Source organism: Nonomuraea composti (assembly GCF_012034275.1).
Lineage (GTDB): Bacteria > Actinomycetota > Actinomycetes > Streptosporangiales > Streptosporangiaceae > Nonomuraea > Nonomuraea composti.
Genome location: NZ_JAATEP010000039.1, coordinates 29149 through 46326 on the forward strand (window position 1 = coordinate 29149; position 17178 = coordinate 46326).

Annotated in this window: 18 protein-coding genes and 4 tRNA genes; 13 read left to right on the top strand and 9 right to left on the bottom strand. The window is 69.4% G+C overall.

Annotation, left to right across the window (positions count from 1 at the left end; all coding sequences use genetic code 11):
- Positions 1-84 precede the first annotated feature (84 nt).
- Both HCN51_RS39825 and HCN51_RS39830 read right to left on the bottom strand, forming a co-directional pair.
- Positions 85-726, bottom strand: a complete 642-nt coding sequence (locus HCN51_RS39825) for a DUF3159 domain-containing protein (protein ID WP_168017251.1) — start codon at positions 724-726, stop codon at positions 85-87.
- Positions 723-1868, bottom strand: a complete 1146-nt coding sequence (locus HCN51_RS39830) for an FAD-dependent oxidoreductase (RefSeq protein WP_168017252.1) — start codon at positions 1866-1868, stop codon at positions 723-725. Before HCN51_RS39830 ends, HCN51_RS39825 begins: the two co-directional genes overlap by 4 nt.
- Before the next feature lie 98 nt (positions 1869-1966).
- Here HCN51_RS39830 and HCN51_RS39835 point away from each other — a divergent pair, with 98 nt between their 5' ends.
- Positions 1967-2575, top strand: a complete 609-nt coding sequence (locus HCN51_RS39835) for a TetR/AcrR family transcriptional regulator (RefSeq protein ID WP_168017253.1) — start codon at positions 1967-1969, stop codon at positions 2573-2575.
- 23 nt (positions 2576-2598) lie between these two features.
- On the opposite strand, the gene HCN51_RS39840 is transcribed toward HCN51_RS39835, so the two are convergent.
- A complete protein-coding gene (locus HCN51_RS39840) occupies positions 2599-3417 on the bottom strand; it encodes a DeoR family transcriptional regulator (protein WP_168017254.1) in 819 nt (272 codons plus the stop codon).
- Positions 3418-3714: 297 nt separating this feature from the next.
- Here HCN51_RS39840 and HCN51_RS39845 point away from each other — a divergent pair, with 297 nt between their 5' ends.
- Genes HCN51_RS39845 through HCN51_RS39870 form a run of 6 tightly spaced genes read left to right on the top strand, consistent with a single transcriptional unit; the run spans position 3715 to position 10038 of the window.
- Complete coding sequence (locus HCN51_RS39845; RefSeq protein WP_206068431.1) at positions 3715-5007, top strand: ABC transporter substrate-binding protein; 1293 nt, start codon at positions 3715-3717, stop codon at positions 5005-5007.
- Between the two features lie 55 nt (positions 5008-5062).
- Positions 5063-6004, top strand: coding sequence for a carbohydrate ABC transporter permease (locus HCN51_RS39850; protein WP_168017255.1), 942 nt, complete (start codon positions 5063-5065; stop codon positions 6002-6004).
- Between the two features lie 5 nt (positions 6005-6009).
- Positions 6010-6855 (top strand): carbohydrate ABC transporter permease, encoded by an 846-nt coding sequence (locus tag HCN51_RS39855; RefSeq protein WP_168017256.1) that lies wholly within the window; start codon positions 6010-6012, stop codon positions 6853-6855.
- A gap of 39 nt (positions 6856-6894) precedes the next feature.
- On the top strand, positions 6895-7758 hold the full coding sequence (locus HCN51_RS39860; RefSeq protein ID WP_168017257.1) for a ketose-bisphosphate aldolase: 864 nt from the start codon (positions 6895-6897) through the stop codon (positions 7756-7758).
- Between the two features lies 1 nt (position 7759).
- Positions 7760-9091 carry an ADP-dependent glucokinase/phosphofructokinase gene (locus HCN51_RS39865; RefSeq protein ID WP_168017258.1) on the top strand — a complete coding sequence of 444 codons (1332 nt, stop codon included), beginning with the start codon at positions 7760-7762 and terminating at the stop codon, positions 9089-9091.
- Positions 9088-10038 carry a class I mannose-6-phosphate isomerase gene (locus HCN51_RS39870; protein ID WP_168017259.1) on the top strand — a complete coding sequence of 317 codons (951 nt, stop codon included), beginning with the start codon at positions 9088-9090 and terminating at the stop codon, positions 10036-10038. The genes HCN51_RS39865 and HCN51_RS39870 overlap by 4 nt, the downstream gene beginning before the upstream one ends.
- An 8-nt stretch (positions 10039-10046) precedes the next feature.
- Here the strand turns inward: HCN51_RS39870 and HCN51_RS39875 are convergent, their stop codons facing one another.
- Positions 10047-10505, bottom strand: coding sequence for a DUF3592 domain-containing protein (locus HCN51_RS39875; protein ID WP_168017260.1), 459 nt, complete (start codon positions 10503-10505; stop codon positions 10047-10049).
- 69 nt (positions 10506-10574) lie between these two features.
- On the opposite strand from HCN51_RS39875, the gene HCN51_RS39880 reads away from it, so the two are divergent.
- Positions 10575-11072 (top strand): RICIN domain-containing protein, encoded by a 498-nt coding sequence (locus HCN51_RS39880; RefSeq protein ID WP_168017261.1) that lies wholly within the window; start codon positions 10575-10577, stop codon positions 11070-11072.
- 209 nt (positions 11073-11281) lie between these two features.
- On the opposite strand, the gene HCN51_RS39885 is transcribed toward HCN51_RS39880, so the two are convergent.
- Together HCN51_RS39885 and HCN51_RS39890 are read right to left on the bottom strand one after the other, a co-directional pair.
- Positions 11282-11357: transfer RNA gene (locus HCN51_RS39885), tRNA-Lys, on the bottom strand.
- Between the two features lie 49 nt (positions 11358-11406).
- A complete protein-coding gene (locus HCN51_RS39890) occupies positions 11407-12561 on the bottom strand; it encodes an acyl-CoA dehydrogenase family protein (RefSeq protein ID WP_168017262.1) in 1155 nt (384 codons plus the stop codon).
- 89 nt (positions 12562-12650) lie between these two features.
- Between HCN51_RS39890 and HCN51_RS39895 the strand changes: the two genes are divergently transcribed.
- On the top strand, positions 12651-12938 hold the full coding sequence (locus HCN51_RS39895) for a PspC domain-containing protein (RefSeq protein WP_080044599.1): 288 nt from the start codon (positions 12651-12653) through the stop codon (positions 12936-12938).
- 57 nt (positions 12939-12995) lie between these two features.
- Here the strand turns inward: HCN51_RS39895 and HCN51_RS39900 are convergent, their stop codons facing one another.
- Together HCN51_RS39900 and HCN51_RS39905 are read right to left on the bottom strand one after the other, a co-directional pair.
- Positions 12996-14276 (bottom strand): MFS transporter, encoded by a 1281-nt coding sequence (locus HCN51_RS39900; protein ID WP_168017263.1) that lies wholly within the window; start codon positions 14274-14276, stop codon positions 12996-12998.
- A 110-nt stretch (positions 14277-14386) separates the two neighbouring features.
- Positions 14387-14737, bottom strand: a complete 351-nt coding sequence (locus HCN51_RS39905; RefSeq protein WP_206068432.1) for a metallopeptidase family protein — start codon at positions 14735-14737, stop codon at positions 14387-14389.
- A gap of 93 nt (positions 14738-14830) precedes the next feature.
- On the opposite strand from HCN51_RS39905, the gene HCN51_RS39910 reads away from it, so the two are divergent.
- The 4 genes from HCN51_RS39910 (at position 14831) to HCN51_RS39925 (ending at position 16661) form a co-directional block, all read left to right on the top strand.
- On the top strand, positions 14831-16333 hold the full coding sequence (locus HCN51_RS39910) for a metallophosphoesterase family protein (protein WP_346433964.1): 1503 nt from the start codon (positions 14831-14833) through the stop codon (positions 16331-16333).
- Positions 16334-16406: transfer RNA gene (locus HCN51_RS39915), tRNA-Glu, on the top strand.
- A 98-nt stretch (positions 16407-16504) separates the two neighbouring features.
- Positions 16505-16579 (top strand) — tRNA-Asp (locus HCN51_RS39920).
- Positions 16580-16584: 5 nt separating this feature from the next.
- Positions 16585-16661, top strand: a tRNA-Phe gene (locus HCN51_RS39925).
- Positions 16662-16865: 204 nt separating this feature from the next.
- Here HCN51_RS39925 and HCN51_RS39930 read toward each other — a convergent pair.
- Positions 16866-17153 (bottom strand): hypothetical protein, encoded by a 288-nt coding sequence (locus tag HCN51_RS39930; protein ID WP_168017264.1) that lies wholly within the window; start codon positions 17151-17153, stop codon positions 16866-16868.
- Positions 17154-17178 lie beyond the last annotated feature (25 nt).

Here is a 17178-nt window from a genome sequence, read left to right on the forward strand (position 1 = left end):
GCGCTGACCAGGCCACACCGCACCCGCCCATGGCCCGGACGGCGAGCCGCCGACCGGCCGATCCCTTCAACCAGGGACGCGCTCTCAGTGGCTCTGCCCGATGGCGGCCGGAGCCGGGTCTGCCTGAGCCCGCATGATGCGCCAGCACAGATAGACGCAGACGCCCATCGCGGGCGCACCGCCCAGCAGCGTGGCGGCGATGCCGAGCGGAGTCACCTTCCCGGTCAGGTACAGAGGCACCAGCACCATGGTGGCGATGCCGTACTTCGCCACGAAGACCGCCGTGCACAGCTGATAACGCCGTCGCCGTGCCGGGTCGCGCCGCCAGCCGAACCGTTCGGCGCGTGCCGCCCCCACCGCCAGACCGATCACGGGCCACCGCACGAGAATGGACACGAGGAACACCGCACCCCCGGCCGCCTGCATGAGCACGGTCGGAAGGTAGAAGTCGGCCGCGTGCCCGGTGCTGCCGGCCAGCGCCGCGGAGGCCCCCACGACGACCAGCCCGACCGCTGCCTGCCAGTACTTCCTGCCGGTGAGCACCCGAGCCACGGCGAACACCGCCACGCCGCCGACCGCCACCAGCGCGGACGTCGGCACCTGACCGGTCAGCAGATAGGCGACCAGGAACAACACCCGGGACGCGGCTCCTTCGGCGACCGTGCGCCGGCCGCCCACCGCGGCGAACCAGGACAACGACTTCTGGGTCAGCACGTTGAGGCTCATGTGCCCGCCTTCGCCGCGGCGGGCGCGGGGAAGCGGTCGCGGCGCATCGTGTCCTCGTAGGCGCCGATCGCGTCGATCAGATCCAGCCGGCCGTGATACGCCTCGACCAGGGCCGCGCAGAGGCGGCGCGCGTCCTGCATCGCCAGGTTGCCGCCGAAGCCCGGGGCCAGGTGGATGGCGTCGCCGATGACCGTCACCGGGCCGGCGGGCCAGGCGGGTACGGGCGGGATCGTCCCGATGCGCAGGGCGACCGTGAGGTCCGGCCACGCCTCGGTGACGATCAGCCGCAGGGCCGCGGGCAGGTGCCCGCCCAGCTCCTTGGCCAGGCGCCACCGCGCGGCCGGCGACGACGCCTGGCCGAGCTGCTCCCGCGTGACCGGCAGAGCCCACATCGCGTAGTCCTCGGCCGTGGCGACCGCGTCGAGGGGCAAGGCGGGCAACCACCGCTGCCGCGCGGCCACCGGCGGCTCGGTGAACCGCAGCACGCCCAGCGCCATCATCGTGCCGCCCACCTGAACGCGGGCGGGGCTGTGGCCGATCAGCCCGGGCAGCCCGGTATCGGCGATCGTCCGCAGCGCGGTCGCGCCCATGAGCATGCGCCGTCCCGAATCGACCACCCGCGCGTGCGGCAGGTGCTGACGGCGGACCGCCGAGCCGATCCCGTCCGCGCCGACCAGCACGTCCGCCGTGTCCGTGCCGCCGCCGGCGAACCACACCTGGACGGTGCCGTCGGCCCGCTGCTCGTACCGCGTGAACTCCGTTCCGAACCGGACCACGTCCGCCAGCCCGGTCAGCAGCACCGCACGCAGCAGCGGGCGATGAGCCTGCCGCCCCGGGCGCGGCCGACTCCCCACGCCGGTGGCCGGTTGAGTACCCACGACGGTGAGCGTGCCGTCCACGTCGGACAACGTCAGCGTCCGCTCGCGCGGCCCGCCCGTCGTGGCCTGGGCCATCGCGGCGTGCGCTGGAGGCAGGCACGCTCGCAGCGCCTCGGCGCCTCGGTCGTCGACATGCAGGCCGACACCCTGCGCGCGTCCCCGCGCGCCGTCCCGCTCGTACACGACGACGTCGATTCCCATCCGGCGTAAGCCCTGCGCCAGCGTCAGCCCGCCCAGACCGGCACCGATCACGATCACCTTCATCGCGGCCCTTTCTTCATCACTGATGAAGTTCAAGCTACCGGCGCCCGGACCTGAAAGTCCACCAGCGATGAAGAAAGCCCCGATAGACTTGCCCGGTCATGACAGAGCACAGTTCCCCCGCCCGTCCCGGCCGCTGGCGCACGGGCGCGGAAAGCAGGCAGCGGATCCTCGATGCGGCTCGCGCGCTGTTCCGCGAGCACGGCTACGGCGGCACCACGGTGCGCGCGGTCGCCGCCCGAGCCGAAGTCGATCCGGCGATGGTGTTCTACTTCTTCGGCAGCAAACAGGGCCTGTTCGCCGCCGCCGTCGAGCTGTCCGCCCAGGTCCCGCCGGCCATCGAATCGATCTTCGCCGGTGGCCTCGACGGCATCGGCGAGCGCATCGTCCGGACACTCGTGGAGAGCATCGACGCGTCGGGCCGCACCCCGCTCGCCATGCTCACCCGCTCGGCCCGGGCCGACGACCAGTCCGAGACGTTGATCCGCGAATACATCGACCGGGAGATCACCGGCCGGGTGGCGGCACTGCTCGGCACGCCGGACGCCACAGTCCGGGCCGGCATGGTCAACGTCCAGCTCCTGGGCCTCACCGTGGCCCGCTACATCGTCAGGATCGAACCGATCGCGTCATCGTCCGTCGACGAACTGGCCGGCTGGTTCGGACCGCTCGTGCAGCACTGCCTGACCGGACCGGCCCCGTCGTCCTGAGTGACGTTCGCCGGCGATCGGCCCTAGGGCCTGGCCGCAGGGGTGAGGACCTCGACGCCGCTCGCCTTGAGCGCGGCCCGCAGGTCGGCGGGCGGTGCGGTGTCGGTGATCAGGTAGTCGGCGGCGCCGAGCTCCGACACCTGGGCGAACAGGCGGCGGCCGAACTTGGAGGAGTCGGCGAGGATCGCCACGCGGGCCGCACGCGAGATCATCTCCTGCATCATCGCGGCCTCGGCGAGGTTGCTCGTCGTGTAGCCGGCGTCGGCGGCGACCGCGCCGACGCCGATCAGCGCCAGGTCGCAGCTGACGTCCAGCTCGGCGCCGGTGTTGGCGCGGAAGCTGACCGGGCCGATCGTGGCGAGGGTGAGCGCGCGGACCGCGCCGCCGAAGACGTAGATGTCGCGGACGGCCGTGGGCGGGAGCGCGCTCGGCACCAGCAGGTTGTTCGTGGCCACCGTGAGGTCGCGGTGCTGGCCGAGGCTGCGGGCGAGCGCGAGGGTGGTCGTCCCGCCGTTGATCATGATGGTCGAGCCGTCCTTGACCAGGGTCGCGGCCAGTGTCCCGATCTTCTCCTTCTCCTGCTCCTGCACGGCGAGCCGCTGGTCGACGGCGCGGTCGGTGCGGGAGACCGTGGAGAGGCTGACGGCGCCGCCGTACGTGCGCACGAGGATGCCCTCGGCGGCCAGTTGGTCGAGGTCGCGGCGCACGGTGTCGATGGAGACGCCGAAGCGCTCGGCCAGCTCGCCGACCGTGACCTGCCCGGACTCCGCGACGTACGCGGCCAGCTGAGCCTTGCGCCCGGCGGGTAGGTGGCGCTGCCGCTCGTCCCTGCCAACGCTCACTGATTCCCCCTTGTCAGTGCGGCAGTATGCCACAAACCCGCCTCTGTTGGGCATAGTCCGGCACAGAGCCGATGAGACTCGCAAGAGCGAGCAGCGGTGCCGAATGGCCGGTGGCGCCGGGGATATCGAAAGCTCAGGGGGCGGCGAAGGGATGCCGGTGCCTGCTTCATGGCACCAGAGTATGCCGTAGTTCGCAGCTTTATGCTGTTCTTCTCTTGTTTACCTTCGTAACTCGCTGCTAACGTGACGGCCAACGCGGCAGAGGGCGGAAAGATCTCGAAATAGAAGGAGCCCGTCATGGCGGTTCGTGCAACCCGGATGAGGCGAGTGGTGGGGACGGTGGCGGCGGCCACGACGGTCGCGTTGGCAGCGGCGTGCGGCTCGGGCGGCTCGGGCGACGACACCGCCTCCGACGGCACCGTGACCCTGGAGTTCGCCCAGTGGTGGGGGGCCGAGCTCCCGGCCGGGGAGTTCGACAAGATCGTCAACGATTTCACCGCACAGAACCCGAACATCAAGATCAAGCTGCTGAGCGCGCCGTACGCCTCGACCAAGCAGCAGCTGATCACCGGCGCCGCGTCGAAGACCCTCCCCGACGTGGTGGGCCTCGACGGCGCCTGGGTCAACGACTTCGCCAAGCAGGGCGCGATCACCGACCTGTCCAAGCTGATGACCGACGCGAAGTACGACGCCGGCCAGCTCGCCAGCCAGGTGCAGCTCGAGGGCAAGACCTACATGATCCCGGTGGTCAACTTCGTCTATCCGCTCTTCGTCAACAAGGACCTGCTCACCAAGGCCGGTGTCGCCGAGGTGCCCGCCACGCGCAGCCAGTTCCTCGACGCGGCCAAGAAGATCAGCGCGACCGGCGGTGACGTGAAGGGCTGGGTGCTCCCGCTCGACACCGCCGTCCCCAACGGCGTCCAGAACGACGTCATGTCCTGGCTCTGGGCCTCCGGCGGCAGCATGCTGACCGGCGGTAAGCCCAACCTGACCAGCCCGCAGGTCAAGAGCGTGGTCGAGTACGTGAAGACCCTGAACGACGCGGGCGCCATCGCCCCCGGCTCGCTCACCATGAAGGAGCAGGACAAGGTCGAGAAGTTCAGCAACGGCCAGGTCGGCATGATGATCGACTCGCTCGCGCACATCAACCTGATCAAGAAGAACAAGCCGGACCTGAAGTTCGAGGTGGCGGCCCTGCCCGCCGAGGACGGCTACACCGGCAAGCGCGGCATCCCGTACGCGTCGTGGGGCATCGGCATCTCCGACTCCACCGAGCACAAGGCCGAGGCGTTCAAGTTCGTGTCCTACCTGCTCAGCAAGGAGACCAACGCGAAGCTGAGCACGATCGCGAACGGCTTCCCCGGCAACAAGAACGCCAAGCCCGACTTCAGCGACAGTGACCCGCTGTTCAAGACCGCTTTCGACATCTACCAGCAGGGCTACCCGGCCAACGAGTTCGTCGGCCTGCCCAAGTCCGAGGACCTGATGCGCAGCTTCGCCGAGCAGCTCCAGCTCGTGCTGGCCGGCAAGACGAGCGTCGACGACGCCCTGGCCAAGTCGCAGGAGTCCTGGTCCTCGGTGATCGGGTAGCCCGCCCAGGCGCCGCGCCGGTCACCCGGCGCGGCGCGCGATCAAGGAGAAAGCGATGACATCCACGACGGCGCCGAAGGCCGCGGCGCCCACCGGGGGACAGGTCACACCCGGCCGGGCCCGCGCCACCCTGGCCGGGCGCCTGACCCCGTACGGCTATCTGTCCCCGACGGTGCTCCTGATCGTGGTCCTGATGGTGGTCCCCATCGTCATGGTGATCAGCTACTCGTTCCGGGACAACGTGATCGTCGAGGCGAACCCGGTGTTCGCCGGGTTCGCCAACTACACCAAGGTGCTCACCGACCCCGACTTCCTGGCGGCACTGAAGAACACCGCCCTCTTCATCTCGGTCAGCACCGTGGCCCACCTGGTGCTCGGCCTGGCCTTCGCGATGCTGCTCAACAGCCCGTTGCTGGGCGGGGTCGCCAAGGCCGTCTTCCGGATCGTCTACATCCTGCCCTGGTTGTTCACGATCGCGGTGATCGCCGTCATCTGGCGGCTGCTGCTCGATCCGTCCGGCGTGGTCAACTACGTGCTGCGGACCCTGGGCCTCATCCAGGAGGGCGTGAACTGGCTCGGCGACCCGGACAAGGCGCTCTGGGCGATCACGTTCGTCAACATCTGGTCCGGCTACCCGTTCTTCATGATCAGCCTGCTGGCGGCGCTGCAGGGCATCCCCGGCAACCTGTACGAAGCGGCCGCGATGGACGGGACGAACGGGTACCAGCGGTTCGTCCACGTGACGCTGCCCCAGTTGCGGCCGGTGATCGTCAGCATGGCGGTGCTCGACCTGATCTGGACCTCCCAGCAGTTCGCCCTGATCTGGATGACGACCGGCGGCGGCCCGCTGAACACCACCGAGATGCTCAGCACCTACACCTACAAGCAGGCCTTCAGCGAGTACGAGTTCGCGACCGCGTCCGCCGCCGCCGTGATCGTGCTGCTGCTGACGATGATCCTGGCCTTCTTCTACGTACGCCAGCAAAGGGAGCGGTGAGACGCATGGCCACCACCGTCAAGACCCGCCGCACCCTCGCCAAGGCCGGCGTCGTCACCGGGCTCGTCATCGGCGGGCTGTTCGCCTTCCTGCCCGTCCTGTGGATGGTGTCCACCTCGCTCAAGAGCAACGGGGAGGTCTTCCAGAACCCGCCGAAGCTCGTCACCGAGAGTTTCTCGTTCGACGCGTACTGGGCGATCCTGGGCGACGGCACCCAGCTGCGGTACTTCCTCAACAGCTACGTCGTCGCCTTCGCGGTGACCATCATGACCCTGCTGGTGGCCCTGCTGGCCGGGTTCGCGTTCAGTCGCTTCACCTTCCCATTCCAGAAGACCATCAACGCCGTGATCGTCAGCGTGCAGGCAGTGCCGCCGATCACGCTCGTCATCCCGTACTTCGGGCTCGTCGTGGGGCTCGGGCTGTACAACACCTATCCCGGCCTGATCCTCACGCACATGGTGTTCACGCTGCCGTACGCGATCATCATGATCACCGCGTACCTGAACACGCTGCCGCGGGAGCTGGACGAGTCCGTCAAGGTCGACGGCGGCACCAACTGGACCGCGCTGTGGCGGATCCTGGTGCCGATCTCGGTGCCCGGCCTGATCGCGGTCGGCGTGTACACGTTCATGATCTCGTGGAACGAGTACCTGTTCGCGCTCTCGCTGACCCGTACCGACGACATGCGCACCGTGCCGATCGGCATCCAACTGCTCATGGGCCAGCACTCCTACGAGTGGAACCAGATGATGGCGATGAGCATCCTCGGGTCCGTGCCGGTCCTCCTCCTCTTCCTCCTGTTCCAGCGACGGTTCATCGGCGGGCTCACCGCCGGCGCCGTCAAGGCCTGACGACACATACCCAGCACGCAATAAGGAGACGACACCTACATGCTGACGACCGGCAAGGCGATCCTGGACGTCGCCAACGAACACGGCTTCGCCGTGCCCGCCTTCAACATCAGCGACTGGGCGATGTTCAAGGGCATCGTGGAGATCAGCGAGGAGACGAACGCGCCGCTGATCGTCGGGATCCACCCGGACGAGGTGCGGCACATCGGCCCCGAGATGATCACCGGCATCGCCGAGCGGTCGCACCACTCGAGCGTCCCGATCGCGATCCATTGGGACCACGGCGCCACCTACGAGCAGATCCTCCAGGCGATCCGGTACGGGTTCACCTCCGTGATGATCGACGGGTCGCTGAAGCCGTTCGAGGAGAACATCGCGATCACCAAGAAGGTCACCGACACCGCGCACGTCCTCGGCCTGTCGGTGGAGGGCGAGCTCGGCACGATCGGCGGGAACGACAGCTACGCGGAGGCCGGGGCGGCCGAGATCATCTACACCGACCCCGACGACGCGGTCACGTTCGTGGAGCAGACCGGCGTGGACAGCCTCGCCGTCGCGATCGGCACCTTCCACGGCCTCTACCCGGCCCACCTCAAGCCGGAGCTGAAGCTCGACCTGCTCAAGGAGATCAAGAGCAGGGTGCGCATCCCCCTCGTGCTGCACGGCGGCTCCGGCAACCCGGACGACGAGATCCGCGAGGCGGCGCAGATCGGCATCAACAAGATCAACATTTCCACCGACATCAAGGTCGCCTACCACGACAAGATGCGCGAGGTGCTGGGCGACGACCCGAAGGTGCGCGAGCCGAACGCCATCCAGCCCGCCTGCATCGAGGCCATGAAGGTGGTCGCCGCCGAGAAGATCGAGCTGTTCGGCGCCGCCGGCAAAGGCTCGCTCTACTGACATGGCCGACGCGTCTCGGGTGATCCTGGGGCTGGGCGGTTGCGTCGACCACGAGTTGAAGCTCACCGCCGAAGTCCTGGAACAGCTTGTCGCCGAATACCGCATCGCGGCCGCGGAGCTGACGTCACCGGCCACCGTGACCAGCGAGCGGGACCTCGTGGTGTCGATCCTCGGGTACGTCGCCCGCGGCGGAGGCGGCGAACACTTCGTCGCCTCCGCCCCGGCGCTGCGGGCCTTCGCGAGCCGGTTCCCGTACCGGGAGACCCTGGGCGGCACCTCGGTGCGGGCCGGGATCGTGATGAGCCGGCTCGGCGTGCCGTCCACGCTGCACCTGGTCAGCGTCAACGACACGGTCCGCCGGCTGCTGCCGGCGGACTGCGCGTACGTCAGCAGCGGCGCCGGGGACACCTTCCACCCGCACCTGATCGTCCAGTACGACCAGGGCCTGCGGGTCCGGGCCGGCGACATCGACATCGCCGCGCCGTTCCCGAACCGCCTGATCTACGTCAACGACCCGGCGAACGCCGCCATGCTGCTCACCGGCGACCTCGGCGACCGGCTGAGCGCGGCCGACGTCTTCCTGATCTCCGGATTCAACGCCATGCGCGACGAGGCGGAGCTCGGCGACCGGCTCGCCACCCTGAAGGAGCACATGCGGCGGCTGCCGCCCACGGCGGTGACCTACTTCGAGGACGCGGCCTACCACGAGCCCGCCTTCAGCCGCCGGGTCCGCGACGAGCTGCTCGACGTGATCGACGTGTACGGGCTGAACGAGGACGAGCTCCAGTCGTACCTCGGGCGGCCGGTCGACCTGCTCTCGGCCGAGGACGTCGCGCGGGCGCTCACGGAGGTGCACGAGCTCATCCCGGTGCCGACGCTGGTGCTGCACACCAAGTACTGGGCCGCGGCGCTCGGCGCGGGCCGTTACGAGGCCGCCCTCGACACCGGCACCGTCATGGCCGCCACCCGCTACCGCCACGGCGACGCCTTCACCGAGGAGGACGTCGAACGGCTGCGCCGGCTGCCCCGGCGGCCCGAGTCCGTCGCCTTCGCGGCGGCGCTGCGCTCGCGCATGGGGGCGACCGTGGACTGCGTCCCCGGCTTCGCGCTCGACGTCCAGAACCCGACCACCGTCGGGCTCGGCGACACGTTCGTCGGCGGCTTCCTCGCCGAGCTGGCCACCATGAAGGGACCGGCTTCCTCACTGAGCGGGGCCATGAAGGGTCCGGCTTCCTCACCGAATGAGGCCATGAAGGGACCGGCTTCCTCACTGAGCGAGGCCATGAAGGGACCGGCTTCCCCACCGAATGAGGCCATGAAGGGACACCGATGACCGTCGAGGTGCTACCCGCCAACCAGCCCGAGACCTTCTACCGCGGCGCCGGGCGGATCGCCGCGTTCCGCACCGTGGCGGCGCTGCCCGACCGCCCGGAGGACTGGGTGGGCTCGGTGACCCCCAGGTTCGGGCTCGCCCCGTCCGGGCTGTCCACCCTGGCCGACGGCCGCGTGCTGGCCGAGGCGATCGCCGCGGACCCGCGCTGGTGGCTCGGCCCGGAGCGCACCGACACCGGCGTGCTGGTGAAGCTGCTCGACGCCGGCCAGCGGCTGCCCCTGCACGCGCACCCCGACCGCCGCTTCGCCACCGCGCACCTCGCCTCGCCGTACGGGAAGACCGAGGCGTGGGTGATCGTCTCCGCGCGGCCCGGCGCGTACGTCCATCTGGGTTTCGCCCGCGACGTGGAGGCCGCCGAGCTGGCCGGCTGGGTGGCCGGGCAGCAGACCGAGGCGATGCTCGCCGCCACCAACAAGATCCCGGTCGCGTCCGGCGACACGATCCTCTGCCCGGCCGGCCTGCCGCACGCGATCGGCGACGGCATCCTGCTGGTCGAGGTCCAGGAGCCGACCGACTTCTCGGTGCTGCTGGAGTACGAGGGCTTCGGCCTCGACGGCGGACACCTCGGCCTCGGCTACGACCTGGCCCTGCAGTGCGTCGACCGCCGCGCCTGGACGCCGGCCCGCCTCGCCGAGCTCCGCGGCGCCCCGGAACGGCTGCTCCCCGAGGCCGCGGACGAGTTCTTCATCGCCCGCCGCGTGCATGGCGGCGAGCGCCTGGAACGCGCCTTCAGCGTGCTGGTCGTGGTGGCCGGACAGGGCCGCCTCCTGGGCGAGAAGGACGACCTGCCGCTCCGGAGGGGAGACACGCTGCTGGTCCCGTACGCCGCCGGCCCGGTCCTGCTGGACGGCCAGGTCGAGGCCATCCGCCTCTCGGCGCCCGCCTGACCAGGCCGTCATCTGGCAGGCGACCGGCGCCCCTTGACGAACAGCACCACGCCGACCGGGGTGAACAACACGCCGAGCCCACCGACGATCACGGGGGCGAGGAACGCCGGCCAGAACGCCGCGATCATCGCGTCGGAAGGGTCGCCCGGATCGTAGGCGACGGGAACGACGTCGCCCTTCTCGTACATCGGCGGATTGGTGCCGGTGGAGCTCCGGAACGAGTGGCGCCGGCCGTCGACGGTGAATTCCACGGTCGGATACCACGAGACGCTCTCGCGCGTGCGCCCGTTGGAGTCTCGACTCGTGGAGGTCTTCACGGTCATCTCGACCACGATGCCGTCGACCCGCTCGGCGGAGCCCAGGAAGCTCGCGGTCGTGACGGCCAGCGTGACGGCGACGGAGACCAGCACGAACCCGACCACAGCGAAGATCGCCCCGATGATGGTGATGAGTCGCCCGCGCCGCATGGCGACAAGTCTGCCCGAAGGCGGGGAGAACGACCCCGCGCCCGGATGATCGCCGTAGCATGCCGTGCCATGAGCAGACGATCAACGGTCGCGGCCGTCCTCGCCCTGGCCATCCCCGCCGCGCTCGTCCCCGCCCCCGCCCTGGCGGCCCCGAAGACCTACCTCATCAGGAACGACGACCGCTGCCTGACCTACGCCGCGGACCACACCCCGGCCGAACTGGGCTTCCACGCCCAGGCGAACTACTGCCCGTCCACGGAGTTCGACGGTTACCTGTGGAAGCGCACCGCCCGCTCCCAGCTCGCCGTCACCTACCGCGGACGCACGTACTGCCTGGGCGCGCCCAAGGGCACCGCGGTGCAGGTGGCACAGTGCAGCGGCGACAAGCGCCAGCAGTTCACCTTCCCCGTGGTCAAGGAGGGCGTGTGGGACACGGTCGTCCAGATCAGATGGAAGCACCTGCGCAACCTGTGCCTGCACCACAACGTGCGACGCCCGTGGCAGATCTCCGCGGCGACGTGCGGCCGTTCCGGCGGCGACCAGCACTGGGTCATGGTGCGCCGATGACAGCCCCCTGACCCGGCGGCGGTGACGCTCAACCGCCGGACGCGGCCGCGCCCAGGACCGCGCCCGACCCTGGCAGGGGAAGGATCACGACGAGCACGAGCTACTGGAGCGAGCTGGACATGTCCCCCACCAAGGGCCAGACCATCGTCATCCTCACCAACCAGGACCTGAGCATGAACGCGGCCATCCCCGCCTCGCGGGGTGTGAAGTGGTAGGGCGCCCGGGGCTCGAACCCGGAACCTACGGATTAAAAGTCCGCAGCTCTGCCAATTGAGCTAACGCCCCTCGCACCAGCAAGGGTACAGAGATTACCGCCCTGCCCGCGACGCCTCCATCACCGGTAAGCCGCCATCCCCGTGAGCGCCTCCCCGAGCACCAGCGTGTGGATCTCCTGCGTGCCTTCGTAGGTCAGGACGCTTTCCAGGTTGTTCATGTGCCTGATCACAGGGTACTCCAGCGTGATCCCGTTCCCGCCCAAGATGGTGCGAGCCTGGCGGGCGATGTCGAGGGCGGCGCGGACGTTGGCGAGTTTGCCGAAGCTGATCTGCCGGGGCTCCAGCTTGCCGGCGTCCTTGAGCTCGCCGAGGTGGAGGGCGGTGAGGCCGGCCTGGGCGGTGGCGACGTACATCCAGGCGAGTTTTTCCTGGGTGAGCTGGTACGCGCCGATCGGCTTGCCGAACTGGACGCGGGTCTTGGCGTAGTCGACGGCCGCCTCCAGGCAGGCGCGGGCGGCGCCGACGACGCCCCAGACGATGCCGTAGCGGGCTTCGGACAGGCAGGAGAGGGGGCCGCGCAGGCCGGTGACGCCGGGGAGGGCGGCGGAGGCGGGCAGGCGGACGTCGTCGAAGTAGAGGGAGGAGGTGACGGAGGCCCTCAGGGACATCTTCTTGTGGATCTCAGGGGCGGAGAAGCCGGGGGTGGTGGTGGGGACGACGAAGCCCCTGATGCCGTCGTCGGTCTGCGCCCACACGACGGCGACGTCGGCGACGGAGCCGTTGGTGATCCACATCTTGGAGCCGTTGAGCACCCAGTCGGTGCCGTCCTTCTTGGCGTACGTGCGCATGTTCGCGGGGTCGGAGCCGTGGTCGGGCTCGGTGAGGCCGAAGCAGCCGATGGCCTCGCCGGCGGCCATGCGGGGGAGCCATTCCTGCTTCTGCTCGTCGGAGCCGTACCGCCAGATGGGGAACATGGCGAGCGAGCCCTGCACGGAGACGAAGGAGCGCAGGCCGGAGTCGCCGGCTTCGAGCTCGCGGCAGGCGACCCCGTACGAGACGGCGTCGGTGCCGGCGCAGCCGTACCCCTGGAGGTGCATGCCCAGCAGGCCGAGCGAGCCGAGTGCGGGCGCGAGGTCGCGCGCGGGGAAGACGGCTTCCTCGAACCAGTCGCCCACGTGGGGCAGGACGCGGTCGGCGACGAAGGACCTGACGGTGTCGCGGATGAGCCGCTGGTCAGGGTTGAGTTGGTCGTCCAGGCGCAGCAGGTCGTCCATGGTGGTCCTCTCGTGCAAGGGGGACTACCAGGGTTCTACCAGGGGCAATCCTGATGTGCGAACACCGGGCCGCCGGGCAGTCTTGAGGCATGAGCGAATACAACGTCAAGAAGCTGCGTCGCACTCACAAGGGCCGGATCATCGCGGGCGTCTGCTCGGGCGTCGGCGAGTACGTGGGGATCGACGCCAACCTGGTGCGGATCGGTCTGGCGATCGCGACGCTGTTCGGCGGGGCGGGCGTCGCGCTGTACGCGATCGGCTGGCTCCTCATGCCGGACGAGGAGCACGACACCTCGATCGTCCAGGACATCATCAACAAGCAGCAGGCCAAGTCCACCTCGACCGACTGGAGCGGCGAGCAGAAGCCGCAGCAGTGATCGGGTGGTGGCCTGGGCAGGCATCCGGGCGCTCCCGTCCTGGAGCCGCGGCGGTGATCAGGCGGTGGCCTCGGCGGGCATGCGGGCGCTCTCGTCACGAGACTCGGTCCAGATCAGGGCCAGTACGGCCGCGCTGATCACCCCGGCGACCCCCGCCAGCGCGACCACCGGCTCGGGGCCGAGTCTCTCAGCCGCGAACCCGCCCACGAGGATACCGACGCCCTGCACGGCCATCAGCCCCGACTGCACGAGGCCGAACGCCTGCGCGCGACGTTCGGCCGGTACGTACTGGACGAAGGCGGCGTTGGCCGCGAGCTGGTACGCCCCGCCGATGCCCGACAGCACCCATGCCGCCAGCACTACGGCCAGCGGCGGGCGCAACGCGGTGACGACGAGGGGCGCGCAGCTCAGGACGGCCATCCAGCCCATGAGCCGCAGCCGCCGCGGCGCCGGCACGAACCTGCTGAACAGGAACGCCCCGACGACGGTGCCGGCGGGCATGGCGGCCATCAGCAGCCCGGTGATCACGGGGACGGGCAGCGATCCGTCGGCGAGCCTGGCCGCGTACGGGGCGGCGATGCCTTCGGGCAGGATGTAGAACCCGCACAGCCAGGCGAACAGCACCAGCGTGCGCAGCTTGCGCGAGCCGAACACGAGCCGGGCGCCGCCCGCGGTCATCGACCACATGGAGGGCTTGGACGCGCCCGCGCTGGCCGGCCGGCGGCGGACGCCGGAGGCGAGGATCAGCGCCGATCCGAGGAACGTCGCGGCGTCGAGGGCGAGCGCGCGGTACGGGCCCATGGTGGCGATCAGCGCTCCGCCGGTGGCGAACCCGAGCATCTGCACGCCCTGGTTGGTCATGTTCTGCAGCGCCGAGCCGATGACGTACGCGTCACCTTCGAGCACTTCGGGCAGCAGCGCCGCCCGCGCGGCCGAGAAGGGCGCGCTGAGCAGCACGACCAGGAAGACCAGTGCGCAGAGCGCCCAGAACGGCACGCCCGGCACCGCCATCGTGCCCACCAGCGCGGCCCGGACGAGGTCGCAGGCCAGCATGACGCCCCTGCGGGCGAAGCGGTCGGCGAGCCCGGCCAGCAGCGGCCCGCCGGCGATCGAGGGCAGGTAGGTCAGCGCGTACACCGCGGCGGTGGCCAGCGGCGAGCCGGTGCGATCGTAGACGAGGACGGCGAGCGCCACCTGGGCGAGCTGGTCGCCGAGGAGCGACAGGCACTGGCCGTACCAGAGCGCCCGGAACTCCCTGATGGCGATGACTTCCCGATATGTGACTTGTCGTGCTTCTCCGGCACGGCGATGCCGTCCCGGCGGCCGTCGCGCCCGCATGGCCCCCACTGGACTCCGCTGTGCCTGACTCAGGGTGCTCGCTATGTGACCTAAGGTGCCCGACGAGCAGGGCGGACCGCAACCGAAAGCAGCCAACCAAAAGCAAAGGGTTACCAGCCCAATTCGTGAAGGCGGGCGTCGTCGATGCCGAAGTGATGGCCGACCTCATGCACGACCGTGATGCGGACCTCGTCGATCACCTGTTCCTCGGTATCGCAAATTTCACATATCGGATTGCGGTAGATCTCGATCCGGTCGGGCAGAACTGCTGAGTACCAGTCGCCGCGTTCGGTGAGGGGGACACCGGTGTACAAGCCGAGCAGGTGGGGCTCGGGCGGGTCATCGACGACCGTGACGACGACATTGCTCATGGCGCGCGTGAGGTCCGGCGGAATCGTGTCCAGGGCCTCGGCCACGAGCTCCTCGAACTTCTCCCGCGATACCTCAATCACGCCTGCCATTCTGCCCCGCTCGACAGGTAAGCAAGAAACCGTATGAAGTTCGTGCACAGGTCAAAGGCCATCCTTCGATCGCGTGCTGCGAGGCTGGCGGCGGTGCTCGCCGTGGCCGCCGTGGGCGCCTGGCTCGGGATCTTCCTCAGCGGCACCGTACGCGCCCAGGTCGGCCCGGTGGAGACCGGCATGTCGCTGCGCCCCGCCTGGGACGGCGAGACCGTCGTGGACGCCAGTCCCCTCGGCACGCTCACGTTCCAGACCCACAGCGCCCCGCTCAGGCTGCGCATCACGCTCGAGAACATCGACCAGGAACGCGCCAAGTCCTTCCTCGAAGACCCGCGCCTGGCCGAGCGCCTGCCGACCGTGATCGAGGAGGACCTCCTCGACGGCGTGCGCGCCCTCGTGATCCGCTCACTGCTCTGTGCGGGCGCCGGAGCGCTCCTCGCGGTCCTCATGGTCTTCCGGCGCCCGAGAACGGCTCTGGTGGGCCTTCTGGCGGCTTCTGTGGCCCTGGCCGCCACCGGAGCCCTGGCGGCGCTCACGTTCCGCCCCAGCTCGCTCGTGGAGCCGCGCTACTCGGGCCTGGTCGCCGCCGCCCCGTCCCTCGTCGGCAGCGCCGAGTCGATCGTCACGCGCTTCGAGTCGTACCGCTCCCAGCTCACCAAACTCGTCACGAACGTCTCGAAGCTGTACGACACGGTCTCCACCCTGCCCCTGTACGACGCCGACCCCAAGACCATCCGCGTCCTGCACGTCTCCGACATCCACCTCAACCCCATCGCCTGGAACGTCATCCGCTCCCTCAAGGACCAGTTCGCCGTGGACCTCATCGTCGACACGGGCGACATCTCCGACCACGGGTCCAAGGCGGAGAACAAGTTCGTCGACGAGATCGCCGGGCTCAAGGTTCCGTACGTGTTCGTGCGCGGCAACCACGACTCGATCACCACGCAGAAGGCCGTCGAGAAGCAGAAGAACGCGATCGTCCTGGACGACTCCTCCAAGGAGGTCGCCGGCCTGACCATCTACGGACTCGGCGACCCCCGCTTCACCCCCGACAAGTCCGTGGCCGTCGACTCCGACCCGGCCGCGCTCGCCGACTTCGGCCGCGCCCACCTGCCCAAGGTCGGCAAGGCCGACCTGATCGCCGTCCACGACGGCGAGGTCGGCAACGGCTTCTCCGGCGCCGCCCCCATGATCCTGGCCGGCCACACCCACGAACGCCGCACCACCGTCTTCCCCACCGGCACCCGCATGCTCATCCAGGGCTCCACCGGTGGCGCCGGCCTGCGCGCCCTCGAACACGCCCAGCCCACCCCCGTCCAGGCCTCCGTCCTGTACTTCGACAGGGAGACCAAACGCCTGCGGGCATGGGACGACATCACGCTCGGCGGCCTCGGCGAGCAGTCGGTGTACATCCAGCGTCACGTGGAGCCCGACCCGCAACGTATGATTTCCCCGGAGCCAACGAACGCCCCGTCGCCAACGGGATCGATCACTGGCACCCCCGCCTCGCCGGCCGCCGGTCCGCCACTTTGGCATCAAGGGCAATCGTCCCCTATGCTTCAGAGGTCCCCGACGGAAGGCGACAGGGAAACCTAAGCCCCCATCGTCTAGCGGCCTAGGACACCGCCCTTTCAAGGCGGCGGCACGGGTTCGAATCCCGTTGGGGGCACCGCGAGCGCCTAGCGCACCCGCAAAACGGCTGGTCCAAGACCACCGAAGAGCTGGTAAGCTAAGCGAGCGCAAACAGCAAGAAAAAGCAAGACGCAAGGTCCTGTAGAGCAGTTTGGAGTGCTCGCCACCCTGTCAAGGTGGAGGTCGCGGGTTCAAGTCCCGTCAGGACCGCTCTGGGTCAGGTAGCTCAGTTGGTACGAGCGTCCGCCTGAAAAGCGGAAGGTCGGCAGTTCGACCCTGCCCCTGACCACCAGCCATTCAGCTTACTAAAGCCCCGAACGGATCATCGTTCGGGGCTTTTTGCTCTTCACCGAAGATGCGTGGGCGGGAATCGAGTCCGTGAGTTTCGTTTTGCCAGCCGGCCGAAGGTCGGGGACACCTGGACGATGTGCTTCAGACCAGGTGGGGGATGGTTTCTTCGTCACGCCGGCTTGAGGAGATGTACGACCGCGCTCGGTCAGGAGCGCTTGTCCTCCACGTGGACGATTCTCAGGTCGCGCCCGTCCTGGTCGCGCTTGCTGCGCCCGTGGAGGCCGACCATGAGGTGGTCGTGGTCGTCGAGCTCGCCGGGGGTGACGTGGGTGAGGATGTCGGGGTGGTGGCCGGTCACCACCCAGCCGGGGGCGTCGCGTAGCTCGATGGTGTCGAAGTCGCCGGCCGGGGTGCCCGGGTGGACGGGGCCGTACTCGCGCGGGAGGGTCGTCGCCTGGTCGGCGAGATCGCCGTCGGGTGTGGGCCGGAGCACGCGGCGGTGGTGGGCCGTCGCGTGC

Excerpts from the sequence above, each read along its gene's own strand:
- HCN51_RS39845 (WP_206068431.1), top strand. The coding sequence starts at position 3,715 with ATGGCGGTTCGTGCAACCCGGATGAGGCGAGTGGTGGGGACGGTGGCG.
- HCN51_RS39880 (WP_168017261.1), top strand. The coding sequence starts at position 10,575 with ATGAGCAGACGATCAACGGTCGCGGCCGTCCTCGCCCTGGCCATCCCC.
- HCN51_RS39870 (WP_168017259.1), top strand. The coding sequence starts at position 9,088 with ATGACCGTCGAGGTGCTACCCGCCAACCAGCCCGAGACCTTCTACCGC.
- HCN51_RS39860 (WP_168017257.1), top strand. The coding sequence starts at position 6,895 with ATGCTGACGACCGGCAAGGCGATCCTGGACGTCGCCAACGAACACGGC.
- HCN51_RS39865 (WP_168017258.1), top strand. The coding sequence starts at position 7,760 with ATGGCCGACGCGTCTCGGGTGATCCTGGGGCTGGGCGGTTGCGTCGAC.
- HCN51_RS39890 (WP_168017262.1), bottom strand. The coding sequence starts at position 12,561 with ATGGACGACCTGCTGCGCCTGGACGACCAACTCAACCCTGACCAGCGG.
- HCN51_RS39905 (WP_206068432.1), bottom strand. The coding sequence starts at position 14,737 with ATGGCAGGCGTGATTGAGGTATCGCGGGAGAAGTTCGAGGAGCTCGTG.
- HCN51_RS39895 (WP_080044599.1), top strand. The coding sequence starts at position 12,651 with ATGAGCGAATACAACGTCAAGAAGCTGCGTCGCACTCACAAGGGCCGG.
- HCN51_RS39855 (WP_168017256.1), top strand. The coding sequence starts at position 6,010 with ATGGCCACCACCGTCAAGACCCGCCGCACCCTCGCCAAGGCCGGCGTC.
- HCN51_RS39850 (WP_168017255.1), top strand. The coding sequence starts at position 5,063 with ATGACATCCACGACGGCGCCGAAGGCCGCGGCGCCCACCGGGGGACAG.
- HCN51_RS39830 (WP_168017252.1), bottom strand. The coding sequence starts at position 1,868 with ATGAAGGTGATCGTGATCGGTGCCGGTCTGGGCGGGCTGACGCTGGCG.
- HCN51_RS39875 (WP_168017260.1), bottom strand. The coding sequence starts at position 10,505 with ATGCGGCGCGGGCGACTCATCACCATCATCGGGGCGATCTTCGCTGTG.
- HCN51_RS39825 (WP_168017251.1), bottom strand. The coding sequence starts at position 726 with ATGAGCCTCAACGTGCTGACCCAGAAGTCGTTGTCCTGGTTCGCCGCG.
- HCN51_RS39900 (WP_168017263.1), bottom strand. The coding sequence starts at position 14,276 with ATGCGGGCGCGACGGCCGCCGGGACGGCATCGCCGTGCCGGAGAAGCA.
- HCN51_RS39835 (WP_168017253.1), top strand. The coding sequence starts at position 1,967 with ATGACAGAGCACAGTTCCCCCGCCCGTCCCGGCCGCTGGCGCACGGGC.